Source organism: Neorhizobium sp. T25_27 (assembly GCF_002968565.1).
GTDB classification, from domain to species: domain Bacteria; phylum Pseudomonadota; class Alphaproteobacteria; order Rhizobiales; family Rhizobiaceae; genus Neorhizobium; species Neorhizobium tomejilense.
In genome coordinates, this window is the sequence record NZ_PVBJ01000017.1 from 66,322 (window position 1) to 77,016 (window position 10,695).

The window sequence follows — 10,695 nt, forward strand, 5'->3', positions numbered from 1 at the left end:
CGTCACATGGCTTCGAGGCACATGGCAACGCCCATGCCGCCGCCGATGCAGAGCGTTGCGAGTGCCTTCTTTGCGTTGCGACGCTTCATCTCGAAAAGAAGCGTGTTGAGGATGCGCGCACCCGATGCGCCGATCGGATGGCCGATCGCGATCGCCCCGCCGTTGACGTTGACGAGCGACGGATCGAAGCCGAGATCCTTGGTGACGGCGCAGGACTGGGCCGCGAACGCCTCGTTGGCCTCGATGAGCTCCAGATCGGCGACGCGCCAGCCGGCCTTTTCGAGCGCCTTGCGCGAGGCCGGGATCGGTCCCGTTCCCATGATCTGCGGGTCGACGCCGGCAGTCGCCCAGGAGACGATACGGGCCATCGGCGTGATGCCGCGGCGGGCGGCTTCGGCTTCCGTCATCAGCACGGCAGCCGCCGCACCGTCGTTGAGGCCGGATGCGTTGCCCGCCGTGACCGTGCCTTCCTTGTCGAAGGCCGGCCGCAGCTTGGCCATCGAATCGAGCGTCGCGCCGGCACGGATGTATTCGTCGTTCTCGACGGTCACGTCACCCTTCCGCGTCTGGATGATATAGGGGATGATCTCGTCCTTGAAGCGGCCGGCGTTCTGCGCGGCTTCCGCCTTGTTCTGGGAAGAGACCGCAAACTGGTCCTGCTCCTCGCGGGAGAGCTGCCACTGGCGGGCGATGTTCTCCGCCGTGATGCCCATGTGGTAGCCGTAGAAGGCGTCGGTCAGGCCGTCCTTGATCATCGTGTCGATCATCTTGAAATCGCCCATCTTCACGCCGCCGCGAAGGTGCGCGCAATGCGGCGCCATGGACATCGATTCCTGGCCGCCGGCAACGATGATCTTGGCGTCTCCGAGCGCGATCTGCTGCATGCCGAGGGCTACGGCACGCAGGCCCGAGCCGCAGAGCTGGTTGATGCCCCAGGCGGTGGCTTCCTGCGGCACACCGGCTTTCATGGCCGCCTGTCGGGCCGGGTTCTGGCCCTCGCCCGCCGGCAGGACCTGGCCGAGGATGACCTCGTCCACCTCAGCCGCCTCGACGCCGGCGCGCGCGAGCGCACCCTTGATCGCCGCCGCACCCAGTTCATGCGCCGGGACATTGGCGAAGCCGCCATTGAAGGAGCCGACCGCCGTACGGCCAGCGGCTGCGATCACGATGGATGGATTGGACATGGACGTTTCCTCTTATCCGTTATTTGCCTGCGAGACTGGCAAAGCTTGAGCCGAGAGTCAAACGGCAGCCGAGGACCGCTGCCAACCCGTCGGGCGTTTCGAAAATGCCCGTTAGATTTCACGGGTTTGCTGCGCAACAAACCCGTCGCCGCGCCGCACAAATCGTTTGTAAGTCCTCGTCATTTAGGCTTACATTCCTGTCGGGAGAAGCATGGCAGTCGATAATGACCAAACCATATTGACGGGAGCAGGAGGCAATCATGGCAAAGACCGAAGGCGAAATCATAATCAAGAAATATGCCAACAGGCGCCTCTACAACACGGGCACCAGCACCTACGTGACGCTGGAAGACCTGGCGAAGATGGTGAAGAAGGGCGAGGAATTCACCGTTCAGGACGCCAAGAGCGGCGACGATATTACCCATTCGGTTCTGACGCAGATCATCTTCGAGCAGGAATCGAAGACCGGCAACACGCTGCTGCCGATTTCCTTCCTGCGGCAGCTGATTTCCTATTACGGCGACCAGATGCAGATGGTGGTCCCGACCTTCCTCGAACACTCGATGAAGGCTTTTACCGACCAGCAGGTTCAGATGCGCGAACAGATGACGCGCGCCTTCGGCGATACGCCGCTCAGCAAGAACCTGCAGATGCCGATCCAGATGATGGAAGAACAGGTGCGCCGCAACACGGACATGTTCCGCCAGGCCATGCAGATGTTCTCGCCGTTTGCGGGGCAGCCTCAGGCGCCTGCCGCCAAGAAGACCGACGCCAAGGATATCGACGAGTTGAAGGAACAGCTCCGCAACCTGCAGAGCCGCCTCGATAATCTCTGACCTGAAGGGCGCCTAGAGCCCGATCGACACGTCGCGGCCGGCCGAGCGGATTGCTACCGCAAAGCCGCCGATGACGTCGACGAAGGTGATCGTCATCAGGATGAAGAAGATCTGCGTCGCGGCATCCCGCACCAGCAGGAATTCGACCAGATAGGCGATGAAGACCAGCATCGACAGCATGTGGTTGATCAGCGAACCGCGGCCGTTGCGGCTTGCTTTGAGGATTTCCACGAACAGGAAGACCAGCGAGATGACGATGATCACGTCGCCGAGCGTCATGGTCCAGACGGCACCAGACAGCATCTGAAGCGAGCTGATGACGTTGCCGAGCGACGCGACCCCGCCGCCACCCAGAATGCCGAGCATGCCCAGGTTATAGAGAATGAACGGGATGATCATCAGCGGCAATGCGGCAAGCATGGTCTCGGACTCCAGTCGATATGGCCGGACTGTACGTGCTTGCCTTGCTTTCGCAAGTCTTGGGCGCGGCAAAACAAGTCTTCGCGCAACAAAAAAGGCCGGCAGAGCCGACCTTTGATGCAATAGAACGAAAAACGCTTATGCGCTTTCCTTCGGCGTCAGAACCTGACGGCCGCGATACATGCCGGTCTTCAGATCGACATGGTGCGGACGGCGCAGTTCGCCGGAGTTCTTGTCTTCGATATAGGTCGGAGCCTTGAGTGCGTCTGCGGAGCGGCGCATACCGCGCTTCGACGGGCTCGTTTTTCTCTTCGGTACAGCCATTTTCGTTACTCCACTTGCGTGCAAAACATAATCCCCGGCCGGAACTGAGGCCGATTGGACATGTCTCGATCTCGGAAATTTGGGCGGCTTATACATGCCCTACCGGGCTTTGACCAGTCCCTGCCCGGATTTTTTGAGAAATATGCGACTTAAGCCTCGTCCTCCGGGACGACCCAGGTTTCGGCAAGTGCGGCCTCCTGCCACTTGAGCCATGCCGGATGAGATTTCATTGCCGACATATAGGCGAGCGTCTCCACATTGCTCGTCAGATCGTAGACGTCGAAACGGCTGACGACAGGCGCAAACATCGCATCCGCTCCGGAAAATTCGCCGAACAGGAAAGGCCCGCCGGATTTCGCCCGCAGTTCGCGCCAGATCGTCTCGATGCGAGCAACGTCGTCCATCACTCCGTCGGCAAGTTCGATCCTGCCCTTCGGCCGGCGCATGTTCATCGGGCAGGCATTGCGCAGCGCCCGGAAGCCGGAAATCATTTCCATCGAGACGGAGCGCGCGACCGCGCGGTCGGCGGCAGCTTCCGGCCAGATGCCCTTCTCCGGGAAAAGCTCGGCGGCATATTCGATGATCGCCAGCGATTCCCACACCCGGATGTCTCCCTGGTGCAGCACCGGTACCTTGCCGGTCGGCGAGATCGGCTTGTATTTCGGATTGCCAGCGGGAAAATCGAACGGGATCAGCACCTCTTCGAAGGTAATGCCGGCCGCCGTCAGCGCAATCCAGGGACGGAAGGACCAGGAGGAATAATTCTTGTTGCCGATATAAAGGGTAAGCTTTTCCATGGGCCGCTCTCCGGTTGGTTTATTAGCCTATAGTGGCCCCTGCTCGGTGCGACCAATGAAAACGATAAACCTCACCCATAAATGCATTTGATGTAGTCGCCGGATCCGCGCGCCCGCCGCTCGACGACACCGGCCAGCCGCTGCACGCCGCGGCTCGGCCTGCTTGCAACGCGGGTGATCGGATTGGGAAGCGCCACGGCCAGAAGCGCCGCCTGCCGGGGGCTCAGTTTCGAAGCCGGCACCTTGAAATGATATTGCGCGGCCGCCTCCGCCCCATAGATGCCAGGCCCCCACTCGGCGATGTTCAGATAGATCTCCATCATCCGCCACTTCGACAGGACGAGGTCTGCGCCCAGTGCCAGGGGCAGTTCCATGCCTTTGCGGATGAAGGAGCGGCCGTTCCACAGGAACAGGTTCTTGGCGGTCTGCATCGGGATGGTGCTCGCGCCGCGCGTCGCCTCGCCATCGAGCGCATCCTCGACCACGCCGCGCATCTGGTTCCAGTCGACGCCCCCATGGAAGCAGAACTGGCCGTCCTCGGACATCATCACCGATCGGACGAGGTTGGGCGAAATCTCTTCGAGGCTTACCCAGCGCCGGTCGTATCCGCGAAACAGCGCGAGTTCCGACAGCATCAGCGTCGAGACCGGGCGGGTGAACGGCAGCGCGTAGACGAAAATCAACAGATAGGGCAACACCACCAGCGCGATCGCGATCTGCACGATCCGGCGGATCAGATTGCCGGACACCCGGCGCCGTCTCCACCCGGCCCTCACGGGCTCCTCCTCCTGCAACTGCTGTTCGGGTGTGATGTCCAATATCGCACTCGTCCCTCGTTTTGAGTTTCATAACCGTTCAACGTGGCCAAGGCGAGTCTGGCGCCGAAAACTTCGCACGTCCTGGTGAATCGCCGTTGCCAGCCAACACACGGCATGCCAAACAGCGGCCATGACGGACGCGAAAACGGCATTCGAAACACGCCTGCGGCAGAGCGCCGCCGAGACGGGAGCCCTGCTTTCGTCTCTCCTGTCCGATACCCCTCTTTCCGACGAGACGACCCGCCCGGCGCAGCTGATGGCCGCCATGCGGCATGGGTCGCTGAATGGCGGGAAACGGCTGAGGCCCTTCCTGGTGCGCGAGAGCGCGACGTTGCTCGGCGGGCCGGCAGAGGCAGCGCTTCGGGTCGGAGTGGCGCTCGAATGCCTGCATTGTTATTCGCTGATCCATGACGACCTGCCGGCGATGGACAATGACGACCTGCGCCGCGGCCAGCCGACCGTGCACAAGGCCTTCGACGAGGCGACCGCCATCCTCGCCGGCGACAGCCTGCTGACCTACGCCTTCGACATCGCCGCCGCACCGGAGACGGTACTCGCCGACCGGCTGAAGACGGAACTCGTCCTGTCGCTTGCCCGCGCCGCGGGACCAGGCGGCATGGCGGGCGGTCAGGCGCTTGATCTTGCCGCGGAAAAATCGCCGCCCGACGAGGCGGGCATCACCACATTGCAGGCGATGAAAACAGGTGCCCTGCTGCGGTTTGCCTGCGAAGCGGGCGCGATCATCGCCGGTTCCGAGCCGGAGCATCGCCAGCGGCTGCGGCTCTTCGGCCAGAAGATCGGCCTCGCCTTCCAGCTCGCCGACGATCTGCTCGACCTGACCTCGGATGCCGAAACCATGGGCAAGGCAACCGGAAAGGACGCCGGCCGCGGCAAGGGCACCCTCGTCGCCCTGCACGGCATCGGCTGGGCGGAGGAACGGCTGGACGTTTTGACGGCCGAGGCCGTGGAACTGCTTGCGCCCTACGGCGAAAGGGCGTCCATTCTGCAGGAGACCGCGCGCTTCATCGCCAGCCGGGAAAACTAGACAGGGATAGGAAACGAGAATGCCGGATGTCCTGAGTTATCTGCCCTACATGTGGCCGGCCTACGTCGCCTATGTCATCAACGTCGCGAGCCCCGGTCCGGCCAATTTCGCGATCATCGGCACCTCGATCTCGCAAGGGCGCCGCGCCGGCCTGATCACCGCGCTCGGCATCGCCAGCGGTTCGCTGACCTGGGCGACGGCCGCGGCACTCGGTCTTGCGGCACTGCTGCGCAACTATGCGATCGCGCTGGAGATCATGAAGGTGCTTGGCGGCATCTACCTGATTTATCTGGCTTGGAAGGCCTACAAGTCCGCGCGCCTGCCGGATTCCAAGTTCGCCCTCGGCAATGCCCGGACGAACTATACCGCCCGCCAGCTCTGGCTGCGCGGCTATGCGGTCCACGTCACCAATCCGAAGGCGATCTTTGCATGGCTGGCGATCATTTCGCTCGGCCTGCCGGAAAATGCGCCGACCTCGGCGATCCTTTTGATCATCGCCGTCTGCATGAGCTCGAGCCTGTTGATCTTCACCACCTATGCGATGGTGTTTTCGACATCCCACGCGCTGCGCGGCTACAAGGCCGCAAGGCGCTGGATCGAAGGAACGATGGCGGTTTTCTACAGCGTCGCCGGCCTGAAGTTGCTGACGAGCCGCATCTGAGCGGCTCGCCCTTTCATCAGACGTTTATGATCAGCCCTGGGTGAGCGGCGCGATCGCCACTTCGACGCGGCGGTTCTGCGCGCGACCGTCCGAGGTCGCGTTGGAAGCAACCGGCTGCGACGGCCCGAAGCCCATCGTCGACATGCGGCGCTGGTCCACGCCACGGCTGCCGAGGTAGTTGGCGACGGAACCGGCGCGGCGCTCGGAAAGCGCCTGGTTATGCTGCAGGCTGCCGGTCGAGTCCGTATGGCCGTTGACGTCGATCAGGGTGCGGTTGAACTTGTTCAGCACGATCGCGACGGAATCCAGCGTCCGGTAGAACGGCGGGATGACCTGGTCCTGATCCGTGGCGAACGTGATGTTCGACGGCATGTTGAGGATGATGCGGTCGCCGACGCGGGTCACCGAAACGCCGGTGCCCTGCAGCTGGGCGCGCAGTTCCGCTTCCTGATTGTCCATGTAGGCGCCGATGCCGCCACCGGCGAGCGCGCCGATACCGGCGCCGATCAGCGCATTGCGGCCCGCATGGCGTCCGCCGGTCAAGCCGCCGGCAAGCGCGCCGAGGCCTGCGCCGATGGCAGCACCGCCGGCCGTGTTGGAAACCTTCTGCTCACCCGTATAGGGGTCGGTCGTGGTGCAGGCGGAAAGATAGGTCGCGCAAAGTGCGACGATTGCGATTTTCTTCAGCATGTAAACAAATGTCCCCGTCGTCAGTGGTGCCACCTCATTTACCATGAATTGCGGCAATAGCGAGGAGGCCGGCATATCTTCGTCATTGACCACGAGCCCGGCCGGAACCGGGCCGATCAAGACACCCCCAAAGAGACCCGATGCAGCGAAAGAAGAGCTGCGATCAGCCACCCGCCGGCAGGTTCTTCAGGACGTCGAGCAGCCGGTCGCATTCAGCATCCGTGCCGATCGAAATGCGCAGATAGTCGTTTATGCGCGGCTTGTTCCAGTGGCGCACCAGCACGCCCTCCGCCCGCAAGGCCGAATAGACTTCGGCGCCCGATAGAGCCGGATGTTTGGCGAAGACGAAGTTCGCCTGCGACGGCAGAACATCGAAACCCATCGCCTGCAATTTGCCGCTGACCCGGTCGCGCGTCGCGATGATCTTCTGCCGGCAGGTCTCGAACCATGCGGCATCCTCGATCGCAGCCGTCGCGGCAACCTGAGCCAGCCGGTCGAGCGGATAGGAATTGAAACTGTCCTTCACCCGCTCCAGAGCATCGATCAGATGCCGCTGGCCGAGCGCAAAACCGACGCGCATTCCCGCCAGCGAACGGGATTTCGACAGCGTCTGGACGACGAGAAGATTCGGGTAGCGGCCGATGAGGCTGGCAGCCGTCTCGCCGCCGAAATCGATATAGGCCTCGTCCACCACGACCGGTACGTCGGGATGCGCCGCCACCAGCGCCTCGATCTCCGGGAGGGCAAGGCCGATCCCGGTCGGTGCATTCGGGTTCGGGATGATGATGGCGCCGCAGGGCCGGTCGTAGTCGGCAAGCCTGATCCGGAAGCCCTCATCGAGCGGAATTTCGACGACGTCGATATCGTAGAGCCGGCTATAGGTCGGATAGAAGCTGTAGGTGATGTCAGGATAGAGCAGTGGCTTGTCGTGCTTCAGCAGAGCCTGGAACGTGTGCGCCAGCACCTCATCCGAACCGTTGCCGACGAAGACCTGATCCGCCTGGACGCCGAAACGTGCAGCGATCGCTTCGCGCAATGCGGTCGCCGACGGATCCGGATAAAGCCGAAGGGCATCGTCCGCCGCCGCCTGTATCGCGGCGACCGCCTTCGGAGAAGGCCCGTAGGGGTTCTCGTTGGTATTCAGCTTGACGAGGTTCTGGATGCGCGGCTGCTCGCCCGCGACATAGGGTTTCAGCGTGCTGACGATTGGCGACCAGTATCGGCTCATGATTTATTCGGCAGCCGTGCGCTGGCCGAAGCGTTGCTCGATATAGTCGATGACGAGTTTTTCGAAATCGGCGGCGATGTTCACGCCGCGCAAGGTCAGCGCCTTTTTGCCGTCGATGAACACAGGGGCAGCCGGCGTTTCACCCGTGCCCGGCAGCGAAATGCCGATATCGGCATGCTTGCTCTCGCCAGGACCGTTGACGATGCAGCCCATGACCGCGACGTTGAGGGCTTCGACGCCCGGATATTTCTCGCGCCAGACCGGCATGTTCTTGCGCAGGTCGTTCTGGATGTTCTGGGCAAGCTCCTGGAACACCGTCGAGGTCGTCCGCCCGCAGCCCGGACAGGCGGCGACGACGGGAACGAACTGGCGAAAACCCATGACCTGCAGCAGTTCCTGCGCCACCTGCACTTCGCGGGTACGGTCGCCGTTCGGCTCCGGCGTCAGCGAAACACGTATCGTGTCGCCGATCCCGTGCTGCAGCACGTAGCCCATGGCGGCCGACGAGGCGACGATGCCCTTGGAGCCCATGCCGGCTTCGGTGAGACCGAGATGCAGCGCGTGGTTGGAGCGCTCTGTGAGCATCGAATAGACGGCGATCAGGTCTTGTACCTGGCTCACCTTGGCCGACAGGATGATGCGGTTGCGCGGCAGGCCGATCTGCTCGGCAAGCTCGGCGGAAATCAGCGCAGACTGGACGATCGCCTCGTGCATGACCTGGCGGGCCGACAGCGGCGAACCATCCGCCGCATTGCGGTCCATCAGCGTGGTCAGCAGGTCCTGGTCGAGCGAACCCCAGTTGACGCCGATGCGCACAGGCTTGTCGTAGCGGATCGCCATCTCGATGATGTCGGCGAACTGCTTGTCCTTCTTGTCCTTGAAACCGACATTGCCGGGATTGATGCGGTATTTTGCCAGCGCCTCGGCGCAGGCCGGATGATCGGCGAGCAGCTTGTGGCCGATATAATGGAAGTCGCCGATCAGCGGCACGTCCATGCCGAGACGCAGCAGTCGCTCGCGGATTTTTGGCACCGCGGCGGCACTCTCGTCGCGATCGACGGTGATGCGCACCAACTCGGATCCTGCCTTGTAGAGCGCCGCGACCTGGGCGACCGTTCCGTCGATATCGGCCGTGTCCGTATTGGTCATCGACTGCACGACGACAGGCGCACCTCCGCCGACGATGACGCCGCCGACATCGACGGCGACTGTGGCGCGGCGCGGTTTCGGGTCGTAGTCGATGGGTGCGGTCATCGGAAGTCTCGTCGCCTTGGGAATGAAGCGCCTTTCAGGTGGCGTATGGCTCGCGGCTTGTCAACCGCCGCGACGCTCACTTTATCGCACCGGCCTTTCCCGTTCCAGCCGGCAGGCTGACGCACCTAGTGATGCGCCGTGTCCGCATGTTTGGCGAGCGATGACAGCAGGAGGACCACGACGATCAGCGCCGACAGGCCGGCGAAAATGATGGCAAGCCCGGTATATTCGGCGATGAAGCCGATGGCGGAGGGCGCAACCAGGATGCCGGAATAGCCCATGGTGGTGACCACCGAGAGGCCGACGCCGGCTGCCATGCCCGGCAGGTTGCCGGCCGCCGAAAAGGCGATCGGCACGATGTTGGAAATGCCGATGCCGGTCAGTGCAAAGCCGGCGATCGCCATCGGTGCGTTCTGGGCAAAGCCGATCAGCAGCAGGCCGAAAATCGAGATGACGGCGCAGACCCGCAGCGTCTTGACCGCGCCGAAACGGTCGCGGATCAGATCGCCGGCAAACCTCATCACCGCCATGGTGAGCGAGAAGGCTGCGAAAGCGAAGCCGGAAAGTGTGACGGAAGCTGCAAGCTCGTTGCGGAGGTAGAGCGCACCCCAATCGAGGATCGCGCCTTCCGGGATCATGCAGAACAGCGCCATGATGCCGATCAGCCACGGCAGCGGCGAACGCGGCAGGCGGCTTCCGCCGTGCCTGGCTTCGTCCGGATGCGGCGCGTCGTGCAGGACGATCCGCCAGGCGGCGACGATCATTACCGCGGCCAGCACCGTGACCAGGATGGCATGCGCGGAGACACCGATATGTTCTATGAGGAAACCGCCCGTCGACGAGCCGAGCAGTCCGCCGAGGCTCCAGAAAGCATGGCAGGACGACATGATCGCACGGCGCATGCTCTTCTCGACCGAGACCGCGTTGGCATTCATCGCCACGTCCATGGCGCCGATCAGGCCGCCGAACAGGAAGATTGCCACGGCGCCTGACCAGATGCTGCCGACCAAGGTGAGAAGGAGCAATGTCGGCGTCAGCAACACCGAGGTGTATTTGGAAACCTGGCTCGACCCGAAGCGGGCGATCTGGCTGCCGGCAAGCGGCATCATCAGCAGCGAACCGAGGCCAAACGTCAGGATCATCAATCCGAGCGCGCTTTCGCTCAAGCTCAATCGGCTCGCAAATTCCGGGATTTTCGGCGCCCAGGCGCCGATCATGAAGCCATTCATCAGGAAGAGCAGCGACACGCCAGCCCTTTCGCGGGTGAAGAAAGCTCGGGAGCTGGAGGAGGCGTTTGAGGGTGCGCGACTGTCCATGGATAGGTTCCTTTCGATCGTCGCGAACATATTTAAATCGATTGAATTTGCAACGCCGCGAAGAAGCACTCCCTCTCACAAATTGTATCGAGGCGAAACCTGCAACGCGGAAAAAGTTCACG

At 62.6% G+C, this 10,695-nt stretch carries 12 protein-coding genes; 3 read left to right on the forward strand and 9 right to left on the reverse strand.

Translation table 11 applies throughout. The features are described from left to right. Positions 1 to 2 precede the first annotated feature (2 nt). Positions 3 to 1,184: an acetyl-CoA C-acetyltransferase gene (locus tag C5J24_RS29930; protein WP_105403823.1), complete on the reverse strand. Its 1,182-nt coding sequence runs from the start codon at positions 1,182 to 1,184 to the stop codon at positions 3 to 5. 260 nt (positions 1,185 to 1,444) lie between these two features. Here C5J24_RS29930 and phaR point away from each other — a divergent pair, with 260 nt between their 5' ends. Next, positions 1,445 to 2,020 carry a polyhydroxyalkanoate synthesis repressor PhaR gene (gene phaR, locus C5J24_RS29935; protein ID WP_038546804.1) on the forward strand — a complete coding sequence of 192 codons (576 nt, stop codon included), beginning with the start codon at positions 1,445 to 1,447 and terminating at the stop codon, positions 2,018 to 2,020. A gap of 12 nt (positions 2,021 to 2,032) precedes the next feature. Here the strand turns inward: phaR and C5J24_RS29940 are convergent, their stop codons facing one another. The 4 genes from C5J24_RS29940 to mtgA form a co-directional block, all read right to left on the reverse strand. Beyond that, entirely contained in the window at positions 2,033 to 2,440 is a 408-nt protein-coding gene (locus C5J24_RS29940; RefSeq protein ID WP_046637345.1) for a hypothetical protein, read from the reverse strand. 138 nt (positions 2,441 to 2,578) lie between these two features. Further along, positions 2,579 to 2,764 (reverse strand): 50S ribosomal protein L32, encoded by a 186-nt coding sequence (gene rpmF / locus C5J24_RS29945; RefSeq protein ID WP_038546808.1) that lies wholly within the window; start codon positions 2,762 to 2,764, stop codon positions 2,579 to 2,581. Between the two features lie 149 nt (positions 2,765 to 2,913). Beyond that, positions 2,914 to 3,561, reverse strand: coding sequence for a glutathione S-transferase family protein (locus C5J24_RS29950; protein WP_105423268.1), 648 nt, complete (start codon positions 3,559 to 3,561; stop codon positions 2,914 to 2,916). A 71-nt stretch (positions 3,562 to 3,632) separates the two neighbouring features. Next, on the reverse strand, positions 3,633 to 4,379 hold the full coding sequence (gene mtgA / locus C5J24_RS29955; protein ID WP_371674853.1) for a monofunctional biosynthetic peptidoglycan transglycosylase: 747 nt from the start codon (positions 4,377 to 4,379) through the stop codon (positions 3,633 to 3,635). A gap of 130 nt (positions 4,380 to 4,509) precedes the next feature. Between mtgA and C5J24_RS29960 the strand changes: the two genes are divergently transcribed. Together C5J24_RS29960 and C5J24_RS29965 are read left to right on the forward strand one after the other, a co-directional pair. Continuing rightward, positions 4,510 to 5,424: a polyprenyl synthetase family protein gene (locus C5J24_RS29960; protein ID WP_105423272.1), complete on the forward strand. Its 915-nt coding sequence runs from the start codon at positions 4,510 to 4,512 to the stop codon at positions 5,422 to 5,424. Positions 5,425 to 5,443: 19 nt separating this feature from the next. Then, positions 5,444 to 6,085 (forward strand): LysE family translocator, encoded by a 642-nt coding sequence (locus tag C5J24_RS29965; protein ID WP_105423274.1) that lies wholly within the window; start codon positions 5,444 to 5,446, stop codon positions 6,083 to 6,085. A 30-nt stretch (positions 6,086 to 6,115) separates the two neighbouring features. Here the strand turns inward: C5J24_RS29965 and C5J24_RS29970 are convergent, their stop codons facing one another. From C5J24_RS29970 to C5J24_RS29985, 4 genes are all read right to left on the reverse strand, one after another. Next, entirely contained in the window at positions 6,116 to 6,775 is a 660-nt protein-coding gene (locus tag C5J24_RS29970) for an OmpA family protein (protein WP_105423289.1), read from the reverse strand. Positions 6,776 to 6,938: 163 nt separating this feature from the next. Beyond that, on the reverse strand, positions 6,939 to 8,003 hold the full coding sequence (gene hisC / locus C5J24_RS29975) for a histidinol-phosphate transaminase (protein ID WP_105423276.1): 1,065 nt from the start codon (positions 8,001 to 8,003) through the stop codon (positions 6,939 to 6,941). A gap of 3 nt (positions 8,004 to 8,006) precedes the next feature. After that, a complete protein-coding gene (gene ispG / locus C5J24_RS29980; RefSeq protein WP_046626272.1) occupies positions 8,007 to 9,257 on the reverse strand; it encodes a flavodoxin-dependent (E)-4-hydroxy-3-methylbut-2-enyl-diphosphate synthase in 1,251 nt (416 codons plus the stop codon). 125 nt (positions 9,258 to 9,382) lie between these two features. Continuing rightward, positions 9,383 to 10,573 carry an MFS transporter gene (locus C5J24_RS29985; protein ID WP_105423291.1) on the reverse strand — a complete coding sequence of 397 codons (1,191 nt, stop codon included), beginning with the start codon at positions 10,571 to 10,573 and terminating at the stop codon, positions 9,383 to 9,385. Positions 10,574 to 10,695 lie beyond the last annotated feature (122 nt).